We start from the raw sequence: 25,039 nt of genomic DNA, 5'->3' as shown, positions 1-25,039 counted from the left end.
GCGGCCCCGTCGCCGCTTGACCTTGAGCGCCTGATATCACTACTACTCGCTCATGCAAAAGACAGGCGACATCAACGGGCGCGTCGCTGACGCGCCATCCGGAAACTGGGTGTATCGTGTGCTGCCCCCGTGGCTCTGGCCCTATGCGCAGTTGGCGCGCTGGGACAGGCCGATCGGTTGGCAGCTCTTGATGTGGCCGTGTTTCTGGTCGGTCGCGCTTGCTGCCAACGCCTCGGTCTCCATGGGGCATGGCTCGCCGGGCTTCGTGGTGATCTATCACCTCGTTCTTTACTTCGTCGGCGCTGTCGCCATGCGCGGCGCCGGCTGCACCTATAATGATCTGGTCGACCACGAGATCGACATGTCGGTGGCGCGCACGCGGTCGCGGCCGCTGCCTTCGGGCCGTGTGACGCGCCTTCAGGCCAAGGTCTTCATCGCGCTTCAGGCTCTCGTGGGCCTGCTGGTTGTGCTGCAGTTCAACTGGTTTACCGTCATTCTCGGCGTGCTGTCGCTCGGCATCGTCGCGCTTTATCCCTTCGCCAAGCGCTTTACCGACTGGCCGCAATTCTTCCTCGGCCTTGCCTTTTCCTGGGGGGCGCTGATGGGGTGGGCAGGTCTTTTCGGCAGTCTGTCATTCGCCCCGATCATCCTCTATCTGGCGTCCATCCTCTGGACGATCGGTTACGACACGATCTATGCGCATCAGGATAAGGAAGACGATGAGCTGATCGGCGTGCGCTCGACCGCCCGGCTTTTCGGCGATCAGACGCGCCTCTGGCTGGTCGGCCTTTATGGCGCCACGCTGTTCTTGATGCTGATCGCCTTTGCCTTGGCTGGTGCAAGCTGGCTGTCTTATGTCGGCCTCGTCATTGCCGGGGGCATGTTCGCCTACCAGATCGCCGTGCTCGACATCAATGACGGCGAGCAATGCCTTGCCCTGTTCAAATCCAACAACCGGGTCGGCCTGATCATTTTTGCCGGGCTCTCCCTGTCGTTTCTGCTTCTCGTTCCCTGACCGCTCGAAGGTGCAACGTGGCCTGCGACATCCGCCTGGCAGAGGAAGATGATGCGGAAGCAATCAGCCGCGTGATCGTCGCCGCCCTTCGCCAGAGCAATGCGAGTGATTACTCTCCCGCCGTCATCGACCGGGTCGCCGGAAATTTCAGTCCTGCCGCCGTGTTGAACCTTCTAGGCTCTCGAACGGTCTTCGTTGCGGTCGATGGCGCTGTCGTCCTGGGCACCGCAAGCCTCGATGGCACCGTTGTTCGCACGGTGTTCGTCTCTCCATCTGCCCAAAAGCAGGGCATCGGTTTGCAGCTAATGATGGCGATCGAGCGCAGGGCCAAAGCCAACGGCATCGCAAAGCTGACCGTTCCCTCATCGGTCACCGCCCAAGGCTTCTATGCCAGGCTTGGTTTCACGGTCCAAAGAGATAGCTATTACGGAGAGGAACGTACGATCGTCATGGAGCGAGCGCTGTTGCCGTAAAAGATTTCGGCCGCGAGGGGAAACCCCTGCGGCCGATCATCGATAATATCCGAATTGTCTTTGTAGGCTTAGCGCCTTGCGATGATCTCGCGGCCTTCGATTTTCATCTTGATGCCGAGCTTGCCGGTGGAGCGGCGTACGAGGAAACGCGGGCGGCGGTCTGCAAAATAGGCATGACGGCGGCGCGGCTGGCTGTCCTGCGCGCGGATACCGCCGAGATGCTCTTCGAGCGGCCGGGCAACGCCGTCGGCTTCGATCATCAACATCGGAATGCGGAAGGCTTCCGACCAGGAGCGCCAGTCGGCGGCGATGTCGCTTAGGTCGTGAGCGACGAGGAGGGGAATGCAGAGGTCTGGATCGGAGTGATGCAGCTCCAGCGTAACGGTCACTTCGCCGTCGCCATGGTCGATAGCGCGGGCGGCGACACCCATGAAGGCGCGTTTCGGCAGAGCGACGGACAGTGGCAGGCCACTGGACGGCAAGATCTTACGCAGCACGGCGCCGCGCTCATCGATCGTAATGGTGACGTCACCCTCGGCACCGCGCATGGCGTAGCTGACCTGTTGCGGAAAGCGCGTCGGATCAAGTCGCAGTGTGGTTCCAGCCCAATCGGGCTTCAGGACGGTATTTGTCATCGATTCTCTACCCTTGCTTTACCTGAGAGCCGGTTTCCGGTCTTCTCTCGGAGAACTTTTGTCCTCTCGTTGTTGGGCAGATTAGGCGCCGTCCCTTCCAGACAGCTTAAAAATCGAGGTTAAGAAAACTTTGCGTCCTCAAATGGTTAGCAAAGTCGAATGCATCAGGGTTTCCATAAGGTGAATACACGGCAAGGCCGTTGCATCAATATAGTACACGTATAAAGTGAGTGCGTGTAAGTCTCGGGTAAGGTTTGTGTGTAATAATCATCAGAGGATTCGCCGACTATATTGAAGATCTATTGGGACTCTGCTGATGATTTCCACCTATCTTGGTTATACGATCGCAACCAGAGATATGGCCACCTCGCTCAAGCAGGTGGCGACGCAGTCGCAAAGCAAGCGCCAGATCGACTACTACAATGCCAATATCGGCAAAGTAACCAACGTCGACGACTTCGTGAATGACTATCAGCTGTACAGTTATGCCATGGAAGCCTACGGGCTTTCGGACATGACTTATGCCAAGGCCTTTATGAAACAGGTGCTGACGAGCGACCTGAGCGATTCCAGCAGTTTTGCGAACAAGCTGAACGATCCGCGATACAAGGCCTTCGCTGCAGCGTTCAATTTCGGTACGGGCAGCACGAAGACGGCTCAATCGAGTGCGCAGGAAGACGATCTGATCGGGCTCTATCAGCAATCGTTTACAAATGAAGCGACATCCGCGGCCACGGAAACGAGCTATTACAGCCAGAATATCGGCTCGGTTAAGACGGTCGATGACCTTCTTGGCAACACGAGGCTGAGAAACTACGTGTTGCAGGCCTACGGCATCGATCCGACCTATACGTCGAATTCCGCGTTGAAGCAGATGCTGACGAGCGATCCGAACGATCCCAACAGCTATCTCAACCAGAATGGCGGCACGGCCGACAAGGCTCTCGTGACCGAATTCAATTTCAACGCCGACGGCACGGTCAAGGCCTCGACGCCTGACAGCGACACAGCCTATTATCAGGCGAACATCGGCAACATCACCTCGGTCAATCAGCTGACCTCCAACACACGGCTCTTCCAGTACGTCAAGACCGCCCTCAACATCCCGGCCTACATCACCGCCGACCAGTTCAATGCTTCGGCCGGAGATGCCGGCGTCGCAAGTTCGAACGGCCTGACAAGCGTCATGGCCCAATTCAATTTTCAGAGCGATGGCACCGTTGCTTCCGGCTCGCAGGCGCAGACATCGGCGCAGGTGAGCGCCATGACATCAGCCTATGCGACCAACTTCTCCGGTGGACCGCAAACGTTGGGCCAACAGTCCGATGTGATGAGCGCTTACAATTCCACGGTACCCTCGTTCGTCACCAGTATCGGCGCGGCAGACAACGACCAATATTACAAGGACCATATCGGCTCGGTAACGTCGGTCGATCAGCTGACGTCGGATCCGCGCCTCTTCAATTATATCAAGACGGCCTATGGTATCGATCCGACCACGCCCACGGTCATCTTCAAGAACGCCTTCGCCGATCCCACCACCGCTTCCATCTTCGGCCTGACGAATGTCGTCGCCGCGTTCAATTTCCAATCCGACGGAACGCTGGCCGCCGGCCAGACGGCGCAGTCGCAGAGCGCGATCAATGCCGCCTCCACGGCCTACATCAACAATTACAAGACGTCGCAATCGAGCCTGACGACGGACGCCGTCAACAACTACAAGAACCGCCTTGCCAGCGTGAAGACCATCAAGGATTTCTTCACGAGCAATACGGCTGACAGCAGTACGTCCAACGACAGCGCGCCCGAGCTCTATCAGATGGCGCTGCGTGCCTATGGTATCGGCGCGAATGAGATCACAAAGTCGCAGATGACGAAGATTCTCGAGAGCGATCCCTACGATCCGAAGAGCTACGTCAGTTCGCTGAAGGACACTCGCTTCACCGCGCTCGCCGAAGCTTTCAACTTCGACAGCAAGGGCAATCTGAAAGCTCCCGTTCAGTCCCTGTCGCCGACCCAGGTCAACAGCTACATTTCCCAATATTCCACCCACAGCACGGCCGGGCTGACGGGAGCGCTGCTGACCAAGGCCACAAGCGATGCAAAGGAAGCCGGCACCTATTTTGCGACCAATATCACCAAGGTAAAGAGCGTCACGGATCTGCTGGCCGACAGCAAGCTCACAAACTTCATCCTCACGGCCAACGGCATCGATCCGAAGACCGTCGACACCGCGACGCTGAAGAAGGCTTTCGCCTCCGATCCGTCAGATCCGAAAAGCTTCATCAACACCTCTGATGGCGCCAAGTTCAAGAGCATTGTCCAGGCGTTCAACTTCGGCACGGATGGCAAGCTGACGGACAGCAAACTTGGCTCTGCGCAAAATCAGGGGGCGCTCTCGGCGACCAACGATCTCTTCCTGCGCCAGACGCTGGAAGATCAGGAAGGCGATACCAATGCCGGCGTGCGGCTGGCGCTATACTTCCAGCGCAAGGCCCCGAATATCAATTCGGTCTACGATATCATGGGTGACGCAGCGCTCTACGAGGTCGTCACCACGACCTTCAGCCTGCCGAGCGCGATGTCGTCGATGGATGTGGATACGCAGGCGAAGATGTTGGGCAATTTCATCAACGTCAGTGATCTGCGTGATCCGACCAAGGTCAATTCGCTGCTGCAACGGTTCTCCGCGATGTACGACATGCAGAACGATACGACGTCGTCCACGTCGCCGGCTCTGTCGATTCTCGGCGGCTCTTCGTCCGGCGTTGGCATCAGCGCCGATACGCTGCTCTCGATCGCGCAATTGTCGTCTTCGAAGTAGCGGCTCAAACAAAAAATTTAAACCGCCTTCTTGCCGCGTTCCTGCGCGGCAAAGCTGTTTCCGCGCGCGCCTTTGCGCGGGATTTTCGATGTTGCTTCGCCGGCACAGCGGGCGGGAATTAAGAGCTTTGAGGGGCGCCAGGAAGGAACTTATTAACCATCCTTGCCCTATTCGATTTGAGAAGCCATCGGCAATATCAATGACTGGGTTGCAGGTCTCATGCGTCTTTCCCGAACGACACTTTCAAACGCGTCTCAAGGCGTCCAGCCGGAGGGCGAACTCGAAGCCGAACAGGCGGCCGAAGAGGCACGCCGGGCCGAGCAGATTGCCGCTCGCCGGGCATTTCTCGAAGAGAAGATTCGCAATGCCCGCGAAGCCAAGCGCAAGGCGGAGGAGCAGCGCCGCGCCGAGGAACTGCGCCGTGCCGAAGAGGTAAGGCAGAGAGCCGCCGCAGCCCCGAAACCGGTGGTAGAAGCCTTGCAGGCGACACCGGCGGAGAGTGCTCCAGTCATGCCCGTTCTGCCGCAAGGTATCTCGGCTGAGGATCTTGCCTCGCCGGGCTGGCAGAACGCGTTCCTTATGGGGCCGAATGTCCGCTTCACCCGCACGCGGGAGAACGAAATCATCAGCCGCCGCCCGCTCGCAGAACCGCCGGTCGAGGTCGCGCGGCCCGTCCCCACGCATGTTGCGATGCGGGTGATGGAGCAGCCGGTTGTCGAGGCTGCGCCCGCGATCGTGGCGCCCCAGCCGTCGCAGCCGGCACAACCCGTCGAGTTCCACCTGCCACCGCTCGAGGACATGCCTTTTGCGGTTGAAGGCTACATGCCTTCGTTCATTCAGAAATCCCCGGCGACCTCGCCGGACGCATTGGAGATGACTGTTATCGCTACCGCATTTTCGAAGGCTCCGGCGATCGCGCTGGATGCTTCCCCTGTTCAGTCAAGTGTTCCCGAGTCCGTAGTCGTCGCGCCTGTGATCGAGTCGCGGCTTACCCATCTTTCCGATTTCGCCTTCTGGGACGCGATGCCCTTCGATGGCGAATTCGTCTCTGCCATCAAGGGTGAGTCGGCCCAGCCGGTGGTTCCCCAGCTTGAGGTCGAAGCCGAGTCGATCGTCGCGAAGTTCCGCGTCGTCGAATGCCGCCGGCCCGCCGCGGTTGCCGAAGTCCCACAAACTATCGAGCTGTCGGCTGTGGCGGAAATCGTAGCTCCGGTCGAAGCTGCTCCCGTCCTTGCGCCGGTAGCGGTCAGCACGCCTGCCATGGACGAGTTGGCAGCGTGGGAAGCCATCGTTCAGACTGCCGTTGTCGAAGCGACGCCGGTGATCGCCGAGCCAGCCCCTGCCGCGCCGCAAGTCATGGCTTCCCCGGAAGCATTCGTTCCGCCCGCTTTCGTGGCAGCCGTCTATGGCGCGGAAGCCGCTCCGGCAGCCGAAACCCGCCCGGCGTCGGTCATGGTCCTGGCGCCGATGCCGACGAAGGTTGCCGCATCTGCACCGGTTGAACCCGTTGAGCCTGTTGCCAAGCCCGCAGCGGCGCTTCCGGCTGTCGAGGCCGCCGCGCAGCGTCTCATTGACGCGCCGCCATCGCGGATCACGCCGCGCCGGCCCGCATTGCTGACGCCGCCCGAATGGCGGCCGATTGCCCGTAGCGCCGATGGCGAGTACGAGCTGCCACCGCGCGAACTGCTGCAGGAGCCCGCCGTCCGTTCCGGCGTGATCATGACGCAGGAAACGCTGGAGCAGAATGCCGGCCTGCTGGAAAGCGTGCTGGAAGACTTCGGCGTCAAGGGCGAGATCATCCATGTCCGTCCCGGCCCGGTCGTCACGCTTTATGAATTCGAGCCGGCGCCTGGGGTCAAATCCTCGCGCGTCATCAACCTTGCAGACGATATCGCCCGTTCGATGTCGGCCCTGTCAGCTCGCGTCGCCGTCGTTCCCGGCCGCAACGTCATCGGCATCGAACTGCCGAACGTCAACCGCGAGACCGTCTACTTCCGCGAGATGATCGATTCGCCCGATTTCGAGAAGAGCGGCTACAAGCTGGCGCTTGGCCTCGGCAAGACGATCGGCGGGGAGCCTGTCATTGCCGAGCTCGCGAAGATGCCGCATCTGCTCGTTGCCGGCACCACCGGCTCGGGCAAGTCGGTCGCGATTAACACGATGATCCTGTCGCTGCTCTATCGCATGACGCCGGAACAGTGCCGCCTGATCATGGTCGATCCGAAGATGCTGGAACTCTCGGTTTATGACGGCATCCCGCACCTTCTGACCCCCGTCGTCACCGATCCCAAGAAGGCCGTTATGGCGCTGAAGTGGGCGGTTCGCGAAATGGAGGATCGCTACAAGAAGATGTCGCGCCTCGGCGTACGCAACATCGACGGCTACAACAGCCGCGTTGCCTCCGCCAAGGAAAAGGGCGAGACGATCCACGTCATGGTCCAGACCGGCTTCGACAAGGGCACCGGAGCCCCGATAGAAGAGAGCCAGGAAATGGATCTGACGCCGATGCCCTATATCGTCGTCATCGTCGACGAAATGGCCGACCTGATGATGGTCGCCGGCAAGGAGATCGAAGGCGCGATCCAGCGTCTGGCCCAGATGGCGCGCGCCGCCGGTATCCACTTGATCATGGCGACGCAGCGTCCGTCAGTCGACGTCATCACCGGCACGATCAAGGCTAACTTCCCGACGCGCATTTCCTTCCAGGTGACCTCGAAGATCGACAGCCGCACCATTCTCGGCGAGCAGGGTGCCGAACAGCTCCTCGGCCAGGGCGACATGCTGCATATGGCCGGCGGTGGCCGCATCTCCCGTGTTCATGGACCCTTCGTTTCCGACGAAGAAGTCGAAAAGGTCGTGGCCCACCTGAAGCTGCAGGGCCGTCCCGAATATCTCGACACGGTCACAGCCGACGAAGAGGATGACGCCGATGAAGAAGACACCGCTGTCTTCGACAAGGGTGCAATCGCTTCGGAAGACGGCGACGATCTCTACGAGCAGGCGATCAAGGTGGTTATGCGCGACAAGAAGTGCTCGACCTCCTACATCCAGCGCCGCCTCGGCATCGGCTATAACCGCGCCGCCTCGCTCGTCGAGCGCATGGAGAAGGATGGTCTGGTCGGCCCCGCCAACCATGTCGGCAAGCGCGAGATCATCACCGGCAACCGCAATGGCAGCAGCAATGCGAGCCAGGAAGACTTCGACTGATCACCTAGGCAGTCAAGCCTGCGCGATATCGGAATGAAAAAAGAAGCGGCTCTCCATTGGAGGGCCGCTTCCTTTTTTTCAGACGCGCTCGAGCTTGATATGCGGCAGCGGCGGCAGTTCGACACGGATCGCGTCATCGCGTTGCACCCGGCCGCCCTGCGAGACGATGCCCATGATCCCGGCCTTGCGAACGAGCCCGCCATCGGCATCCTTGTCGAGTACCGCATGCAGCAAGCCCTTCTGGAAATCATCGATCTGCTTGCAGGGATTGCGCAAGCCCGTTACTTCGACGATGGCTTCCTCGCCGATATGCAGGCGCGTGCCTTGAGGCAGGGAAAGCAGGTCGACCCCCCTGGTCGAGATATTCTCGCCCATGTCGCCCGGCGCGATCGAAAACCCTTTTCCTGCCAGCTCCTCGAGCAGCTCTTCATGGATGATATGCACCTGGCGCAGATTGGGCTGGGTGGGATCGACCGCGACGCGCGAGCGGTGTTTTACCGTCACCCCCATATGCGCATCGCCCTCTACGCCAAGCCCCGTAAGCAATTGAATATGGTCCGTGGTCTGCTTGCTGAAACCATGCACGGCGCTGCTGCTCACGGATGCCACATATATGCGCTTGTCGACCATGCCGAACCCTTCCATAAACGTTCCAGATCTCTATAGATTGGTATATACCAATTTCAAGGCGGCAGATTTGTGATGGACGAGAAAAATCGGCAGGGCGAAAGCTCAAAATCTGCGGGAGGCTGGGCTGCCGTCGCTGCGGAACTCAGAAGCGCCATCGATGGGGGGCGGCATGCTCCCGGCAGTCGCCTGCCGAGCGAGCGCGCCTTGTCCGAACAGTTCGGCGTCTCGCGGGTGACGATGCGCCGTGCGATTGCCGAGCTGGAGGGGGAGGGGTTGCTGCGTGTCGCGCGGGGCAGCGGCGCCTATGTCCGTGCCGACATGCCTGTCCGCTTCCAGCTGGGCGAAAAGGTGCGCTTCAGCAAGGACCTGACTGCTGCGGATGCCAACCTCACGCGCAAGGTTGTTTCGGCAAGAGAAGTCCCGGCAACCCCCGATATCGCTACGCGGCTCAATCTCCAGCCGGGTGAATTGGTGCTGGAAATGTGCGTCGTCGCCTATGCCGATGCGCTTCCCGTTTCGGTCGTCATGCGCAGCTGCGCGGCGGAACGTTTTCCTAGTCTGGCGGAGAGATTCGCCGCGACGGGCTCGTTTACAACGGCGCTGAGGGATTACGGCGTGACCGACTATTGGCGCCGCTCCACCGACATCACGGCGCGCATGCCGACAGAGGCTGAAGCACGTTTCCTGCTGCAATCCCGGCAGGTACCGGTGCTTGCCTATGCTGGCGAAGACATCGATGCCGATGGCACGATCATTTCATGTCAGATCGGCTGTTTCGCCTCGGAGCGGGTTGTTGTAACGGTCTGAGCATTTCCAGGAAAAGTGCGCAGCGGTTTTCTGTCTGGAATGCGTTGGGAAATAATAAGATAGAGCTTTTCCGCGATTCGAAGAAAAGCGGAAAAGCTCTTGAGCCTCAGACCTTTAGAACCTTGCCTGGGTTCATGATCCCGGCGGGATCGAAGGCGGTCTTGATCCGGCGCATCAGGTCGATCTCGATATCGGAGCGGATCGAAGCCAGCTCGTCGCGCTTCAGCTGGCCGATGCCATGCTCGGCGGAGATCGAGCCGCCATGCTGCAGCACCAGCCCGTGCACGATCTTGTTCATCTCGCGCCAGTGGCCGATGAACTCCGCTTTGTCCGCGCCGACGGGCTGGGAGATGTTGTAGTGGATATTGCCGTCGCCCATGTGGCCGAAGGCGCAGACGCGTGCGCCCGGCATGGCGGCGACAACGGCCTTTTCGGCCTCCGCCATGAATTGCGGGATTTGCGCCACCGGCACGGAAACGTCATGCTTGATCGAACCGCCTTCCGGCTTCTGCGCGTCCGACATGCTCTCGCGCATGTGCCAGATGGCTTGCTGCTGCGCTTCCGAGCTGGCGATGGTCGCATCCTGGATCAGGCCGGCCTCATAGCCCTGTTCGAGCAGCGCCGTCATCATCCGTTCGGCCGTTTCGGCCGAATCCGAGGTGGAGATATCGATCAGCACATACCAGGGATGCGCCGTCTCCAGCGGATCGCGCACACCCGGAATATGCCGGGCGGTGAATTCGACGCCGATGCGCGGCATCAGCTCGAAACCGGTGAGCGCCGTGCCGCAGAGGCTGGAGGCGTTCTTGAACAGGGTCAGCGCATCGTTGACCGATTGCAGTCCGGCAAAGGCGACCTGATGGCCGAGCGCCTGCGGAAAGAGTTTCAGCACCGCGCCGGTGATGACGCCGAGCGTGCCTTCGGCGCCGATGAAAAGATCGCGCAGATCGTAGCCGGTATTGTCCTTCTTCAGACGGCGCAGGCCATTCCAGATTTCGCCCGTGGGCAATACCACTTCGAGGCCGAGGCAGAGCTGGCGCATGTTGCCATAGGCAAGAACGGCTGTGCCACCGGCATTGGTGGAAAGATTGCCGGCGATGCGGCAGGAGCCTTCCGAGCCGAGCGAAAGCGGAAACATGCGGCCGTGCTCGGCCGCTGCCTTATGGACATCGGCCAGAATGCAACCACCGTCGACAACAATCGTATTGCCGACCGGATCGATGTCGCGAATGCGGTTCATGCGCTCCAGCGACAGGATGATATCTGAGCCGCCCTCGCGCGGCGTCTGCCCCCCGACAAGGCCGGTATTGCCGGTCTGCGGAACGATGGCCGCGCCGGTCTCGCTTGCCAGTTTCAGGATCGCCGAAACCTCTTCCACCGAGCCGGGCTTCAACAGCATGGGCGAGGCGCCGTGATAGAGCCCGCGGTTCTCAACGAGATGCGGCGCAATTTCCGCCGCGTCCCGCACGGCATGTTTCTCGCCGACGATGGCAGCGAAGCGGTCGAGAAGATCGGAGGAGGGGGCGGAGCTGCTCATGGCGTGTCCTTTGCCTGATGATGTCGGGCTGATTTACTCTCTGGGCGCGGCCGCGCGGCGCAGCCGGTCGTTGATGGCCTCGCCGAGGCCCTCGTCTGGAATATGCGAAAAGGCAATGGTCGCGGCGCCGGTGGCATCGGCACGCTTCATGAAATCGAAGAGGTTTGCCGCCGCTTCTGAAAGATCGCCGTTGGCGCTGAGATCCAGCACGGCAACGGCCTTCTCGATGCCGGCAATGTCCGGTGTCCCGAAGCGGATCAGCGTCTCGTTCGCGGAAACCTCGGTCGCGTCCAGCCGCACGGCCGCTCCTGGCGCATAATGTGAAGCCATCATGCCGGGCGCCTCGATGGCCGCCGAAGCCTTCTTCTTGCGCTTCAGCGGTTTGCCGGCAACGCGCTCGATCTCGCCTGCCGCCAGACCACCTGGCCGCAAAAGACGCATCTCGCCACCCTCGACCTTGACGATGGTCGACTCCACGCCAACAACCGAGGCTCCGGCATCGAGAATAAGGGTGATCCGCTCCCCGAGATCGTCATCGACATGATCGGCGCTGGTGGCGCTGATCTTGCCCGAGGTATTGGCGCTCGGCGCGGCAAGGGGGCGATCAAAGGCGCGGATCAATTCGCCGGCAAAGCCCTGCGGCACGCGGATGCCGACAGTATCGAGACCGGCTGTTGCCAGCGGATGGATGCCGCTATCGGGCCTGAGAGGCAGCACCAGCGTCAGCGGCCCGGGCCAGAAGGCTTCAGCGAGCTTGCGCGAAATGGGGTCGAAGACGGCATAGCGCTCGGCCATGCCGAGATCGCTCATGTGGCAGATCAGCGGATTGAAGCGCGGCCGGCCCTTCGTCTCGTAGATGCGGGCAATCGCGGCTGGGTTGGTGGCATCGGCGGCGAGGCCATAGACCGTCTCCGTCGGCAGCCCGATCGGCAAGCCCTCGGCGAGCGTTGCCGTCGCGACTTCGATCGCCGTTTGCGGATCTTCGAGAATGTCTATGTGTCGTGCCATGGCCTGCCTGCTTGCAGTTCAGGCCGTTTCTTATGCTCTTCGAGTTTTCGGATCAATCGTCAAAGCTGGCGAATGATGTCGCGAAGCTGCTCGTTGCGCGCGCCAAGCAAGAGAACGTTGCGGATGGCGATCTGCGGATCGTGGGTGTGGAACAGCACGCCGTTGCCGCGAATGTCGCGATTGATCGTCAGCCTCTTATCGTCAGCCTCCTTGTCCGGATGGACCGCGACGGCAAAATACATCCGCGAATATTTGAGGTTGATGTCTTCGAAGAAGTTCTCTTCCCGGCCGATGCGGGCAAAGAAGTTGGCGATGTAGAAGGCCCAGTTCACGTCCTCATATTGAGCGAACTGCGTCCGCGCGGCGGTGACGTGGCAATAGCCTAAATGCGGCGTGTCCTTCAGCGTGTGATGAAAGATGAGCTTTGGGAAGCGAATCGACTTGTGAAAGCCGTTTAACCGGTCATGGGTCTTTTCCCCGGCGTTTCGAAGCTTCTGCGCCGTGCGCTCCGCGACCTCCTGATGGGTCATGTAGCGCCGCTCTTCGGCAAGCCAATGCGGCCTGTCGCGATTGATGCGGCCGGTTCGCAGGAATTCGCTGTGCCCCGTTGTCGATACCGCTGGGGTCGGCTCCGGGTCGGCGGGCTTCCCAGTGTCGAAATATCTGAGTTTGGCCATGCCGGATCTCGCTATAAAGGTCTGGAGGCCACATAGTATGGCATATGGCTTGAGCAGGGCTTAACGGCGCGGGCCGCATATTCTTAAGGAGACCAGGAACATGTCCGGAGTAACCGATCTCAAGCAGCTGCTTTCCGGCATGAGGCCCAGCCTTGTCGAGGGCGAGTTCGTCTATTGCACCGTGCCGACCTCTGCTCTGTCCGACCATATGCACTTGGAGCCGGTCGGGTTTTTCCGCGAACGGGAGGGCGTGACCATGATCCTTCCTCTGGTCGCGGCGCGCGAGGCTGGCCTTGCGACGGCTCCCGCCATGCGGATGATCACCCTCGAAATTCATTCCTCGCTGGAGGCCGTCGGCCTCACCGCTGCCTTCGCCACGGCTCTCGGAAATGAAGGCATCAGCGCCAATGTCGTCGCAGCCTACTATCACGACCATATCTTCGTTCCGGCGAGTGATGCCGAGCGTGCGGTGACAGCGTTGCGCGCGCTCTCCGCAGCAGAAGGGCCGGTGTGAGAAGATATCGCGGGTCGCTCTGTCGCAAACAGAATAAAGCGTCATCCGGAAGGCCTGGCGAGGTCGTATTGAAGGCCAGTCGTTGCGACGCCTAAAGGATTGAATCTTCTTTCAATATGATTGCTGTACGCAACCCTCCCCAGATATGGTTTCGTCTGTCGTCAATTTCGAAGTCGATGTCGCATTGTAGCGCAGCGGGCGGTAGGGCCGGGAGCTATGATGATGTCAATCTCAAGGTGCCGTCCATTAGGGAGGAGGATGTCCTGGCAACAGGGCCTTTCCAGAATCCGGAAACCAGCCTTGGGCAGATATGGTTTACTGACCGCGACGGGTGGTCGGATACTGCTTCAGCCGTTCCTGACGGTTGCGCAGGTCCCCCCTCGCTCCCGGTACTGCGCGAGGATAGGCAAATGGATATCAAAAGCAATGTTTTGCGGCAATTGAAGAGCCGCCGCGAGGGCTTCAGCCTGGAGCAGCCTTTCTATATCGATCAGGATTATTTCAAGCTCGATATGGAAATGATCTACTATCGCGACTGGCTGTTCATCGGCCATGATTGCGAGGTGCCGCGCGCCGGCAACTACTTCACCGTACAGATCGGCGAATATCCTGTTGTCATCGTTCGCGGTCGCGACCAGGTGATCCGGGCCTTCCACAATAGCTGTCGCCATCGTGGTTCGCGCGTCTGCACGACCGAGCGCGGCTCCTCGGCCAAGCTCGTCTGCCCCTATCACCAGTGGACCTACGAGCTCGACGGCTCCCTGCTCTTTGCCCGCCAGATGGCGGAGGATTTCGACAAGAGCCAGTATTCTCTGAAGCAAGTCCACTGCGAAAGCGTCGCCGGCTACATCTTCATCTGCCTTGCGAAGAATGCGCCGGATTTCGCCCCGGTCCGCGCTGCAATCGAGCCCTATATGGCGCCTCATCGCATGAGCGAAGCCAAGGTCGCCTTCCAGAGCACCATCATCGAGAAGGGCAACTGGAAGTTGGTCTGGGAAAACAACCGCGAGTGCTACCACTGCGCCGCCAATCATCCCGAACTTTGCCGCACCTTCCCGGAAGCGCCGACCGTTACTGGCGTGCAGGGCGCGATGAGCGATCCGATCATCCTGGAGCATTGGGCACGTTGCGAAGCCGCAGGCCTGCCGAGCGAGTTCAAGATTTCGCCGGATGGTCAGTTCCGTACCGCCCGTATGCCGCTGATCGAAGGAGCCGAAAGCTACACCATGTCCGGCCAGAAGGCCGTCAAGCGTCAGCTGGCTTCCGACGTGACGATGAACGGCATCGGCACGATGCTGCTCTTCCACTACCCGACCACCTGGAACCACCTGCTTGGCGACCACGCGATTTCCTTCCGCGTGCTGCCGCTCAATGCCGAAGAAACCGCCGTCACCACCAAATGGCTGGTTCACAAGGATGCGGTCGAGGGTGTCGATTACGATATCGAGGAACTGACCCACGTCTGGAACGAAACCAACGATCAGGACCGCCGCATCGTCGAGGAAAATGCCTTCGGCATCCACTCGCCGGCCTACGAGCCTGGTCCTTATTCGGAAATCCATGAAGGCGGCGTCATGCAGTTCGTCGAGTGGTATTCGAACTTTATGATCGACCGTCTGCAGGGCGATCAAGCCAAGCTCTCGGCGGTAGCCTAAGCATGAGCAAGACCGCCTCCAATAGTCATCGACACCTCGATCAGATGCAGCCCTGGAGTGACAGGCAGCATCTGCTCGAATGCCTCTCGGTCACGCCCGAAGCGCCCGATGTGATGACCTTCACATTCGGGTCCGACAAGGACAACTGGTTCCGCTATCTGCCGGGTCAGTTCGTGACGCTTGAGCTGCCGACGACGCCGGAGCCGGTCATGCGCACCTACACGCTGTCGTCTACGCCGTCGCGGCCATTCTCGGTCGCCGTGACGGTGAAGGCGCAGAAGGATAGCATCGGCACGCGCTGGATGTTCGATAACCTGAAGCCCGGCATGCGCATCAAGGCTTTCGGACCGCTCGGCGATTTCAGCCATATCCGCCATCCCGGCGAGAAATACCTGTTCGTCTCGGCCGGTTCCGGCATCACCCCGATGATGTCCATGACTCGCTACATGGCCGATACCGCGCCGCTTTCCGATATCGGCTTCATTAATTGCGCGCGCAGCCCCGCCGACATCATCTTCCGTTCGGAACTCGAATATCTCGCCCGTTTCATGCCGAACCTCAGCCTCGGCCTGATTGTCGAGGGTTGCGGCCGCACCGATCTCTGGTCGGGGCTGAAGGGCCGCATCGACAAGGCCAAGATCGGGCTGCTCTCGCCAGATTTCATGGATCGCACGATCTTCTGCTGCGGTCCGGAAGTCTTCATGGATGCCGTCCGCTCCATGCTGGAAGCGCATGGCTTCGACATGTCGCGCTATCATCAGGAGAGCTTCCAGCCGGCAAATGCGGCAACGCCGCTCGCCGAGGTCACCGACGATGCGTCGACAGAAGCTGCCACGACCATCCGCTTTACCATGGCCGGCAAGGATGTTGCCTGCCCAGCCGGTCAGACCGTGCTACAGGCCGCGCGCGGCGCCGGCGTGCGCATCGGTGCCGCCTGCGAATCCGGTCTCTGCGGCACCTGCCGCGTGCTGAAGCTCTCGGGCGAGGTCGAGATGAGCCACAATGGCGGCATCCTCGATGACGAGATCGAAGAGGGCTATATCCTGGCCTGCTGCTCGCGTCCGAAGACCGATGTGCAGGTCGAGGCCTGAGGAAACTCCGACTCTAGAAATCCTGATAGTTCAATTCGTTGATTTCCGCGACCGACTTGGATCGCGGGATCGATGCCGTCACGACGGGATCGAGCAGCAGCGACACGAGCGTCTGCCGTGGTCCGCTACAGGTCGCGTCCAGAGCGATCGTCAGGTCGGGGGCGGGAAGTGGCTTGGCCGGCACGAGATCGCCCTGCGGCCAGATCTCGGCAAGCTGCACCTTGGTCATCGGCACGACATTGACGTCGATATCGGTCAGAGTGCCGGGAACGCGATAGGGGCAACTCTTGTCGGAGCAGTTCTCCGATGAGACGAATTGCCAGAGGGCGTAGCTGTCCCAGTTGCCGAGCGGGAATGTGCCCGTCACGTCCGGTTTGTAGCGGGCATACCAGAGCGGCAGCCGCGACAGCAGCGGATAGAGATTGCGGTGATCGGCAATGTACTGTGCGGTGTTGTGATTGGTGTAGAGAATAGGGTAGCGCCCGGTTCTGACCTTGATATGCGCGACGAAGATCTGGGCATCGTCCAGCGACATGAACTGGGTGGGGTCCATCCCGTCAATATCCAGCACCATCAACTCGTCCGGCTGCGGCGCGGCATAGTCGAGAAAATGATTGGCCTGATCAATGGGATTGCCCGGTCGTCCCAAATGATAAGCGCCCCATAATAGGCCATTTGTTTTCGCCAGCATGCGACGGGTTTGATACAGCTCGCGGCTGATGGCGTATTTGCGCCATATCGTCTTGCAGTGGGCAGGCGTGTCGCCCGCGGGTTTGGCGGCGCAATTATAGGTCGCCGGCAGGCCGTCCGAGGCTTTCGAGATGAAGGCGGCGATGCGCTTATCCTGCAGAAACGCACTCCAGTCGATCGTATTCAGCTCGTAAGCGTCGACGATAAGGGCGTTTTTCGGGTCCGTCCAAGGTTGATTTTCACCAGCCGATGGTTTTGTTGCCGGGCCTATGACGCTCAGAACCGTGAGGAAGGTGCAAATCAGGGCGTGGCTCTGCCAGGATCCTTTCATGAAATAATAGTAAGGATTGCTGGTTAATCTTGGGTTAAGAAGGCAAACACTATAAGCTCGACGTGGAGCCCTCGCATAACTCCTTAGATTGGTAGGGATTTAAGGAACCAAATAGTGTGCTGCCGCGTTTCTTTTCGTCTATTCGGATATACGACGAAGCAGGCAGCGAAACCTTGCTCGGGAAGCATTCCCGACATGAAACCTATAGGCTTGAGCATAAGCCGAACCAGGGAATGGAGATAAAAATGCTTGGTTTCCGTGCGAAAATTGCGACCATAGCCGTAACGGCCGCAGTTACCTTGACGAGCTTCACGCCGTCCTTCGCCATTCAGATGCCCACGGCACCGGTCGTGCCCGCCGAAAAGTCTGTCGGCAATGTCGAGCAGGTTCAATGGCGCGACTATCGTGGCGGCTATTATCGCCGAGGTTGGTATGGCGGCTATCGCGGTTATCCGGGTTATCGTCGCGGCTATCGTTATCATGACGGCTATTGGTTTCCGCTGGCCGCTTTCGGTGCCGGCGCCTTGATCGGTGGCGCTATCGCCAGCCAGCCGCGTTACTATGAGCCTGCTCCGGCTCCGTCCGCAGGCATAAACCCTCGTCACGTCGATTGGTGTGAAGGGCGTTATCGTTCCTATCGCGCCTACGACAACACCTTCCAACCGAATTACGGCCCGCGCCGGCAGTGCTACTCGCCGTATTTCTAAGCTACAGACAGATCAATTCCAGAAATACGTTCGGCAGCTTCCGTGTGGGGCTGCGTGAGAGCGATCGATCTGAGAGTTGCAAACAAAAGGTCGTCCGGTTTCCGCCGGGCGGCCTTTGCATATCTCGGTCTCAGAGAATGTCGACGCGCTTCAGCAGCCACCATGCCAGCAATATGGAGGCGATGATGAAGCCGACCGCGTATCCGGTGCCGGTGGAGCCGCCCGCGAGCGGCAAGCCCGATGTATTCATGCCGAAAAAGCCGGTTACCAGAGTCGGCGGCAGCAGAAACGCCGTCATGATCGACAGGATATAGAGATGGCGATTGATCTCGGCTGAGAGCTTCGAGCCGATTTCTTCGTGCAGCAGCCTCGCGCGCTCCTGCAGCGCATAGATGTCATGCTCGACCGCCTCCAGCCGGCCCGTCAGACGCCCTGCGACGTCGTCGAAGCCGAGCGGCATCTCCTCGTCATCCGAGGCGGCGGCGTGACGCATCAGGGAAAGCACCGTGCGCAGGTGTCTGTGCAGCCGCACGATCGTCCGGCGAAGGGGCGGAAGCTGCGCGCGCTCGTCTTGCGACGTATTGCCGTGCACGAAATCTTCGATGGCGTTCAGCTCTTCGCCGATCTCGATAACGACAGAGATCAGGGCTCGCTGGAACTCCACGACCAGCGCCTCGAAAACATCCACCGGGCTTGAAAAGCGCGCCGGATTCTTTTCGATCAGCGTCCTGGCTCGGTCGAGGCTGCGAAGGGGCTGCAACCGGCTGGTGATGAGCATGCGGTCGGTCAGCGCAAAATGCAGCCAGCCGATATCATGGGTGTTGTGGGCGAACTCGCGCTGGAAATCGACCAGCGTGCCGAAAAGCATCTGTTCGTCGACGGTAATCGCGGCATGAGTTTCATGCGTGGTCAAGGCTATGCGCGCGGCATCGTTCAGCCCTGGCGCGTCGGCGAGGAAGGCCGGGACGCGGGCATCGACGAGATTGAGATGCAGCCAAAGGAAGCCGTCTCCCGCAAACAGCGTTGCCCGGTCGATATCGTCGGCTAGCCGTTCCGGCTTGTCCGAACCCGATCGCAGACGATAGGCCCAGACGAAGCCCGGTATCTTGTTGGCGGAGATGATCGTGTTCATGGCTGGATCGTTCGCATTGTCTGAATAGTTGCCTTTAGTCTTGGTTCATGACGGTTTTTATACAAGTCTGCGGTCCCGCTGAGATATTGCACGCACCGATGCGGCAAATACGGACTGTTCCGGGCTGGCGGAAAATCGCCCTTCATGACGACCCGAGAAAAATTGACGTTTACGTAAAAATAAACTAGCAATGTTTTTCATTGCCAGCGGCTCGGGTGAGGCAGGCCAAGGGCAACACTGGGCAATTCCGTTGTGAACGGAATTACGGAGCGGAGGAGACAGCATGTACAAGGCGCCCGTCGAGGAAATCGCATTCACGCTGAACCATGTTGCCGGCTTGGGGCATGCGATGGAGCACGCCATCTTCGGTGATCTCAGCGCCGATGTCGTCGAAGCCATTCTGTCGGAGGCCGGGCGCTTCGCCGGCGAGGAAGTGGAGCCGCTGGCCGAAGCCGGCGACCGACAGGGCGCCAAACTGGTCGATGGCAAGGTGGTTCTTCCCGATGGCTGGGAGAGGCTCTATCGCGACTGGATATCAGGCGGCTGGAACGGGCTGACCGGGCCGGAGGAGTTCGGCGGGCAAGGCTTGCCGCACATGTTGAACATCGCGACGCTGGAAATGTGGAATTCCGCCTCGATGGCGTTCGGCCTCGCTCCTACACTGACCATGGGGGCTGTCGAGGCCCTGCGGGCTCATGGCAGCGAAGACCTCAAGAAGACATATCTGGCAAAGCTCGTATCTGGTGAGTGGACGGGAACCATGAACCTGACGGAGCCGCACGCCGGCTCTGATGTGGGCGCTTTGCGCTCACGCGCCGAACGTCGCGACGACGGGACGTATCGCATCTTCGGCCAGAAGATCTTCATCACTTGGGGCGATCACGAGGCCACCGACAACATCATCCATCTTGTTCTCGCCCGCCTGCCGGACGCACCTGCCGGAACGCGCGGCATTTCGCTCTTTCTCGTGCCGAAATTCCTGGTGAACGCGGATGGCTCGCTCGGGGCGCGCAACGATTATTTCGCCCACTCGCTGGAGCACAAGCTCGGCATCCACGGTTCACCGACCTGCACGCTCATCTTTGGCGACGGGAAGTATGGCAGCGAGAAGGGCGCTATCGGCTGGCTCGTCGGCGAGGAGAACAAGGGCCTCGCCTGCATGTTCACGATGATGAACAACGCGCGTCTTGCCGTCGGCATTCAGGGCGTGGCGATTGCCGAGGCGGCTACACAGAAGGCCATCGCCTATGCCAGAGAGCGGACGCAAGGCCGGGCACCGGGCACCGCGGCGACTGGAATGAGCCCCATCATCGAGCATCCCGATGTTGCCCGCATGCTGTTGACTATGAAGTCGCTGACGCAGGGGTCTCGCGCCATCTGCTATGCCTGCGCCGAGGCGATCGACATGTCGCATCGTGATCCGCAGAAGGCGAAGCACTGGCAGGAGCGCGCCGCGCTGCTGACGCCGGTCGCTAAATCCTTCTCCACCGACGCCGGTGTTGATGTCGCTTCGCTTGGCATCCAGGTCCATGGCGGCATGGGCTTTATCGAAGAGACCGGAGCGGCACGGCTGCTGCGCGATGCGCGCATCGCGCCGATCTACGAAGGCACCAACGGCATTCAGGCCATCGACCTCGTGACCCGCAAGCTGACGATCGCCAACGGCGACCATATGCGCGGTTTCATCGCCGAACTGCGTGGGATCGCCGACGCCGTCGCCCAGTCCAATTTGAAAGGTTTCGGGGAGACTGCGCCACGGCTGCGCTCGGCCATCGACGATCTCGAAAAGGCAGGGGAATGGCTTTTGTCGAGGCAGGCGGATGGTGCTCTTGCAGAGGCTCTGGCCGGCGCCACGCCCTACCAGCGGCTCTTTGGTCTGGTGCTCACCGGAAGCTATCTCGCCAAGGGAGGACTCGCCGATGCTGCCGACGGTGAGGGGGCGAAGCGTATCGCACTCTGCCGCTTTGCCGCCGAGAATCTGCTGGCTGAAACGGCGGCGCTCGCCGATCGTGTTTCGGCCGGCGCATCCAGCCTCGACGCTGCCCGTATTGCCCTTGCCTGAGGAGAGGCCATGACCGACCACATTCTGATCGAGCGTTCCGAAACGGCGCCGCATGTCCAGATCATCCGGTTCAACCGGCCGGAAAAGAAAAATGCCATTACCCGTGCCATGTATCAGGCGATGACCGACGCGCTGAAGGCTGCGGAGGATACGTCTGACATCCGCGTCAATGTCTTCCTTGGCACCGAAGGTTGCTTTTCCGCCGGCAACGACATGGCCGATTTCCTAGCCTTTGCGATGGGTGGCAGCATGGGCCGCGAAGTCGTGGATTTTCTGATTGCTCTGGCGAGCGCCGGGAAGCCGGTCGTTTCCGGCGTCGATGGCCTGGCGATCGGCATCGGCACGACGATCCATCTGCATTGCGATCTGACGGTTGCCTCCGACCGCAGCCTGTTCAAGACCCCCTTCGTCGACCTTGCTCTCGTTCCGGAGGCAGCGTCGAGCCTGATCGCTCCGCGCGTGATGGGGCATCAGCGGGCTTTTGCCCTGCTCGCGCTCGGCGAGGGTTTCTCCGCCGCACAGGCCAAGGAAGCCGGCCTGATCTGGCAGGTAACGTCGCCGGAAACGGTTGAGGCTGAAACGCTGTCGCTGGCGGCAAAACTCGCCGCCAAACCGCCGGAAGCGTTGCGGATTGCCCGAGACCTCATGCGCGGCTCGCCGGAAGCGGTCCTTGATCGCATCCAGCAGGAAGCCGGGCATTTCGCCGCTCAGCTGAAGAGTGCCGAGGCCCGCGCTGCTTTCGAAGCCTTCATGAAACGGTGAAGGCTTACTTCTCCAGCACCGCGACCACCTCGACATGCGAGGTCCATAGGAATTGGTCGATCGGCGTTACCTGCGTGATGCGGTAGCCGCCTTCGACCAGCAAAGCGAGATCGCGGGCAAGTGTCACCGGATTGCAGGAGACGGCGACGATCTTCTTGACCTGGGACCGGGCAAGCTCCTTGCATTGGAACTCCGCGCCTGCGCGTGGCGGGTCGAAGACCACGGCATCGTAGACCTTCAGCTCCTGGGCCATCAGGGGCCGGCGGAAGAGATCGCGTCGCTCGACGGTGACGGGTTTCAGGCCCTGCGTGTTGCGGGCGGCATGATCGAGTGCGGCAAGTGGCTTGTCCTCGCTTTCAACGGCGTGCACGCGCCCGATCCGCGCCAGGCGGAGCGAGAAGGTGCCGCTGCCGGCAAAGAGGTCGGCGATGCGTTTTGCCTTGCCGACATGAGCGGTGACCTGCTCAGCCATGGCATCTTCGGCCTGCTTGGTCGCCTGCGAGAAGGCGCCCGGCGGCGGGGCAACCGGCACGCCGCCGAAATCGATCATCGGCTTTGCCGGCTCCACCAGGATTTCGCCGTTCAGCGATACGCGCGCGATGCCGCGAAGCGACAATACGGTTTCGACCGTGCTGCGGCGCTGCTTGTCCGAAAGCGACTTGATGCCATCGACGGCCAGGTCGAGCCCGGTCAAGGTCTCCAGCACCGAAATACGGAAGGCTTCGGCATTGATGGCCATAGCCGCCGCGATGGCCTTGATGGCCGGCAGGCGCGCCATGATGCCGGCAGAGGCGATGGGACATTCCTCGATGGCGACGATGTGGTGGCTTTCGGCTTGGTTGAAGCCGATCAGCATTTCTTTTTCGGTCTTTCGCGCGGCGAAGACGACTCTGCGCCGCTCGCCGGGATGCGCAGCGACGATATCGTCGACCTCCGGCGTGAGGCCCTTGGAGCGTAGCGCATCGACGACGAGCTGGCGCTTGAAGGCGCGATAGGGCGCATCGGCATAGTGCTGCAGCGTGCAGCCGCCGCACGTGCCGTTGACGCCGTGCGGGCCGAAATGCCGACAGTGCGGCTCTTGCCGGTCCGGCGAAGCGGTCGTAATCGACATCAGCGTGCCCTGGCTTTTCACCCGCGCGATGGCGACGGTTTCGCCCGGCAGCGTGAAGGGCACGTAGATCGGTCCATCGGCGCCCTGTGCTATGCCGTCGCCCTGACCGCCGAGCTTCTGGATGGTGACGTTTTCAGTGCTCATGGCTTGATCCCTGCAAGAAGAAATTCGTGGTTGCCGTCACCGCCCGCAATCGGCGAGTCGATAAGACCCAGGCTACGCCAGCCCATGTCCTCAACAAACCAGCGCTCGAGTTCGGCGGCGACTAATGGAGCGGAGGAGGGGTCCTTCAGCAGCCCGCCTTTGCCGATCGCATCCCGGCCTGCCTCGAATTGCGGCTTCACAAGAAGCGCCGCGCGCGCACCCGGCTCGGCAAGAACGAGCGCCGGCGCCAGGGCTAGTTTCAGCGAGATGAAGGACACATCGGACACGACGAACGAAATGGGCAGGCCAATATCTTCGGCCGCAAGGTTGCGGGCGTTCAGCCCTTCGACATTGGTCACCCGCGGATCGGCCGAAATGCGCGGGTGCATCTGGCCATGACCGACATCGATCGAAGTGACATGGTCTGCGCCGCGCTCCAGCAACACTTCGGTAAAGCCCCCTGTCGACGCGCCGACATCGAGGCAGCTTTGTCCACGCGGATCGAGGCCGAAATGGTCGAGGGCGGCCACCAGCTTCAGGGCTGCGCGCGAGACATAATCCTGGGCAGGATCGTCGACGCCGATCTGCGCCACTTCGGTAAACAATGCGCCCGGTTTGGTCACGACTTTGCCGTCCACGGTCACGGTGCCGCGTTGAATGGCATCGCGCGCGCGGGAGCGGCTGGCGAAGAGCGAAAGGGTGACGAGAAGCTGGTCGAGGCGTTGCGGTTCAGACATAGGCTGTCCATGCCGGTCAATGCGGTGCGTTGCAAGCCTTTTGTGCTGATCGCGGCGTTGACGGCGGATTGCGGCTGGCCTTAATTGAACAAATCAGCGGCTGGGGAGCAACATGCGAAAAATCGGTGGCTATGCGGCGCTATTGGCGATGTTTGCAGCGCCAGCCTTGGCGAATGATACCATGGCCGAATTGAGGACGGGCGGTCTCGCCTATGTCCGCACCGGCGATATCAGCATGGCCCAGGAAAAGCTGTTCATTTCGCCAGCCGAAGTCCGCGTCGATTACATCTTCGAAAATACCTCCGACAAAGAGGTGGAGAGCATCGTCGCTTTCCCGATGCCCGATATCAAGGGCGATGTCGATAGCACGGTCGATGCCGGCAATGTCGACGCAGACAATTTCCTCGGTTTCACCGTGACGCAGGACGGCAAGGTCATAACTCCAACCCTGCAGCAAAGGGTGACCGTCGCCGGTGTCGACATGACGGATGAGCTGAAGGCGCATGGCGTGCCATTGTTGCCGCTGAGCAGCGCGGCAATGGATGCCGCCGCCAAGCTGCCCGCCGACGTGCTGGAAGACTGGACGGCGCGCGGCCTGATTACCGACGACGAATACGACAATGACGGTCAGGGGATGAAGCATCATCCGACGCCGATGTGGACGCTGCACACGACCTATTGGTGGCGCACCAAGTTTCCAGCCAAGGCCAAGATCGTCGTCCAGCATCGCTACAAGCCAAGCGTCGGGGGCACCGTAGCCATCACCTTCGCCGGCGAGGAAGAGTATCAGACGCAGCAGCTGCAGGCCTATCGCGGCAGATATTGTCTCGACGAGGCTTTCCTGAAGACCGCGACCAAGCTCGCCGCCGCCGCCGACAAGGGTGGCCGCACGTACACGGAAAGCTGGATCTCCTATGTGCTGACGACAGGTGCCAATTGGTCAGGCCCGATCAAGCATTTCGAACTGACCGTGGATAAGGGCAGCCCGGAAAACTACATCAGCTTCTGCGGCAAGGACATCAAGAAAACCGGTCCGACCACCTTCCTGATGACGGCCCAGGATTTCTATCCGGAGCACGACCTCGATATTTTGATTCTCGCTGCGACACCCGTCAATTGAAGCTTGTCCGCATATGGCGCGACCACCTGTGAGCGACTGCGAATCGCTCGAGCAAGATGGTTGTCAAAAGACCGCCGCACGACGTGAGTCTCATCGATTCGCTGATTTTCGGCAGGCGAAGCCGGTTTTGCACAGGCTGTATAAGATCCTGCCATGCCGCGCCTGTCTTA

General features: G+C 60.5%; 21 protein-coding genes. 12 read left to right on the top strand and 9 right to left on the bottom strand.

Annotation, left to right across the window (positions count from 1 at the left end):
• The first annotated feature begins 52 nt into the window (after nt 1–52).
• A complete protein-coding gene (gene ubiA, locus QD461_RS26785) occupies nt 53–1,015 on the top strand; it encodes a 4-hydroxybenzoate octaprenyltransferase (RefSeq protein WP_414090369.1) in 963 nt (320 codons plus the stop codon).
• A gap of 17 nt (nt 1,016–1,032) precedes the next feature.
• Complete coding sequence (locus QD461_RS26780) at nt 1,033–1,488, top strand: N-acetyltransferase family protein (RefSeq protein WP_414090368.1); 456 nt, start codon at nt 1,033–1,035, stop codon at nt 1,486–1,488.
• Between the two features lie 68 nt (nt 1,489–1,556).
• On the opposite strand, the gene QD461_RS26775 is transcribed toward QD461_RS26780, so the two are convergent.
• Entirely contained in the window at nt 1,557–2,123 is a 567-nt protein-coding gene (locus tag QD461_RS26775; protein WP_184700880.1) for a DUF6101 family protein, read from the bottom strand.
• A gap of 316 nt (nt 2,124–2,439) precedes the next feature.
• Here QD461_RS26775 and QD461_RS26770 point away from each other — a divergent pair, with 316 nt between their 5' ends.
• Together QD461_RS26770 and QD461_RS26765 are read left to right on the top strand one after the other, a co-directional pair.
• Nucleotides 2,440–4,947: a DUF1217 domain-containing protein gene (locus QD461_RS26770; RefSeq protein ID WP_414090367.1), complete on the top strand. Its 2,508-nt coding sequence runs from the start codon at nt 2,440–2,442 to the stop codon at nt 4,945–4,947.
• A 219-nt stretch (nt 4,948–5,166) separates the two neighbouring features.
• Nucleotides 5,167–8,154: a DNA translocase FtsK gene (locus QD461_RS26765; RefSeq protein ID WP_414090366.1), complete on the top strand. Its 2,988-nt coding sequence runs from the start codon at nt 5,167–5,169 to the stop codon at nt 8,152–8,154.
• A gap of 78 nt (nt 8,155–8,232) precedes the next feature.
• Here QD461_RS26765 and QD461_RS26760 read toward each other — a convergent pair whose 3' ends face one another.
• Nucleotides 8,233–8,784, bottom strand: coding sequence for an MOSC domain-containing protein (locus QD461_RS26760; protein WP_414090379.1), 552 nt, complete (start codon nt 8,782–8,784; stop codon nt 8,233–8,235).
• Between the two features lie 72 nt (nt 8,785–8,856).
• On the opposite strand from QD461_RS26760, the gene phnF reads away from it, so the two are divergent.
• Nucleotides 8,857–9,591 carry a phosphonate metabolism transcriptional regulator PhnF gene (gene phnF / locus QD461_RS26755; RefSeq protein ID WP_414090365.1) on the top strand — a complete coding sequence of 245 codons (735 nt, stop codon included), beginning with the start codon at nt 8,857–8,859 and terminating at the stop codon, nt 9,589–9,591.
• A 106-nt stretch (nt 9,592–9,697) separates the two neighbouring features.
• Here the strand turns inward: phnF and QD461_RS26750 are convergent, their stop codons facing one another.
• From QD461_RS26750 to QD461_RS26740, 3 genes are read right to left on the bottom strand one after another with little or no spacing between them, the layout of a single operon-like run.
• Nucleotides 9,698–11,128, bottom strand: a complete 1,431-nt coding sequence (locus QD461_RS26750; RefSeq protein ID WP_414090364.1) for an FAD-binding oxidoreductase — start codon at nt 11,126–11,128, stop codon at nt 9,698–9,700.
• Nucleotides 11,129–11,161: 33 nt separating this feature from the next.
• On the bottom strand, nt 11,162–12,136 hold the full coding sequence (locus QD461_RS26745) for an L-threonylcarbamoyladenylate synthase (protein WP_414090363.1): 975 nt from the start codon (nt 12,134–12,136) through the stop codon (nt 11,162–11,164).
• A gap of 59 nt (nt 12,137–12,195) precedes the next feature.
• Nucleotides 12,196–12,813 (bottom strand): DUF6656 family protein, encoded by a 618-nt coding sequence (locus QD461_RS26740; RefSeq protein WP_414090362.1) that lies wholly within the window; start codon nt 12,811–12,813, stop codon nt 12,196–12,198.
• A 100-nt stretch (nt 12,814–12,913) separates the two neighbouring features.
• Between QD461_RS26740 and QD461_RS26735 the strand changes: the two genes are divergently transcribed.
• The 3 genes from QD461_RS26735 (at nt 12,914) to QD461_RS26725 (ending at nt 16,073) form a co-directional block, all read left to right on the top strand.
• Entirely contained in the window at nt 12,914–13,327 is a 414-nt protein-coding gene (locus tag QD461_RS26735; RefSeq protein ID WP_414090361.1) for an ACT domain-containing protein, read from the top strand.
• A gap of 410 nt (nt 13,328–13,737) precedes the next feature.
• Nucleotides 13,738–14,982 (top strand): aromatic ring-hydroxylating oxygenase subunit alpha, encoded by a 1,245-nt coding sequence (locus QD461_RS26730; RefSeq protein WP_184700899.1) that lies wholly within the window; start codon nt 13,738–13,740, stop codon nt 14,980–14,982.
• Between the two features lie 2 nt (nt 14,983–14,984).
• Nucleotides 14,985–16,073 carry a 2Fe-2S iron-sulfur cluster-binding protein gene (locus QD461_RS26725; protein ID WP_414090360.1) on the top strand — a complete coding sequence of 363 codons (1,089 nt, stop codon included), beginning with the start codon at nt 14,985–14,987 and terminating at the stop codon, nt 16,071–16,073.
• A 13-nt stretch (nt 16,074–16,086) separates the two neighbouring features.
• Here QD461_RS26725 and QD461_RS26720 read toward each other — a convergent pair whose 3' ends face one another.
• Complete coding sequence (locus tag QD461_RS26720; RefSeq protein ID WP_414090359.1) at nt 16,087–17,094, bottom strand: glycoside hydrolase family 25 protein; 1,008 nt, start codon at nt 17,092–17,094, stop codon at nt 16,087–16,089.
• 245 nt (nt 17,095–17,339) lie between these two features.
• Between QD461_RS26720 and QD461_RS26715 the strand changes: the two genes are divergently transcribed.
• Nucleotides 17,340–17,801, top strand: a complete 462-nt coding sequence (locus QD461_RS26715; RefSeq protein ID WP_184700905.1) for a BA14K family protein — start codon at nt 17,340–17,342, stop codon at nt 17,799–17,801.
• 130 nt (nt 17,802–17,931) lie between these two features.
• Here the strand turns inward: QD461_RS26715 and QD461_RS26710 are convergent, their stop codons facing one another.
• Nucleotides 17,932–18,933: a transporter gene (locus QD461_RS26710; protein ID WP_414090358.1), complete on the bottom strand. Its 1,002-nt coding sequence runs from the start codon at nt 18,931–18,933 to the stop codon at nt 17,932–17,934.
• Nucleotides 18,934–19,216: 283 nt separating this feature from the next.
• Here QD461_RS26710 and QD461_RS26705 point away from each other — a divergent pair, with 283 nt between their 5' ends.
• Both QD461_RS26705 and QD461_RS26700 read left to right on the top strand, forming a co-directional pair.
• Nucleotides 19,217–20,995: an acyl-CoA dehydrogenase gene (locus QD461_RS26705; RefSeq protein WP_414090357.1), complete on the top strand. Its 1,779-nt coding sequence runs from the start codon at nt 19,217–19,219 to the stop codon at nt 20,993–20,995.
• Nucleotides 20,996–21,004: 9 nt separating this feature from the next.
• Nucleotides 21,005–21,757, top strand: coding sequence for a crotonase/enoyl-CoA hydratase family protein (locus tag QD461_RS26700; protein WP_414090356.1), 753 nt, complete (start codon nt 21,005–21,007; stop codon nt 21,755–21,757).
• Between the two features lie 4 nt (nt 21,758–21,761).
• Here the strand turns inward: QD461_RS26700 and QD461_RS26695 are convergent, their stop codons facing one another.
• Both QD461_RS26695 and QD461_RS26690 read right to left on the bottom strand, forming a co-directional pair.
• Nucleotides 21,762–23,012: a class I SAM-dependent RNA methyltransferase gene (locus QD461_RS26695; RefSeq protein WP_414090355.1), complete on the bottom strand. Its 1,251-nt coding sequence runs from the start codon at nt 23,010–23,012 to the stop codon at nt 21,762–21,764.
• Nucleotides 23,009–23,749: a TlyA family RNA methyltransferase gene (locus tag QD461_RS26690; protein ID WP_414090354.1), complete on the bottom strand. Its 741-nt coding sequence runs from the start codon at nt 23,747–23,749 to the stop codon at nt 23,009–23,011. Before QD461_RS26690 ends, QD461_RS26695 begins: the two co-directional genes overlap by 4 nt.
• 112 nt (nt 23,750–23,861) lie before the next feature.
• Between QD461_RS26690 and QD461_RS26685 the strand changes: the two genes are divergently transcribed.
• Nucleotides 23,862–24,869 (top strand): DUF4424 domain-containing protein, encoded by a 1,008-nt coding sequence (locus QD461_RS26685; protein WP_414090353.1) that lies wholly within the window; start codon nt 23,862–23,864, stop codon nt 24,867–24,869.
• The last annotated feature ends 170 nt before the right edge of the window (nt 24,870–25,039 follow it).

This window comes from Rhizobium sp. BR 314 (assembly GCF_047445805.1).
Taxonomy (GTDB): domain Bacteria; phylum Pseudomonadota; class Alphaproteobacteria; order Rhizobiales; family Rhizobiaceae; genus Rhizobium; species Rhizobium lusitanum_B.
The sequence above is the reverse complement of the archived record's forward strand: the minus strand, read 5'-3'. Positions and strand labels throughout refer to the sequence as shown.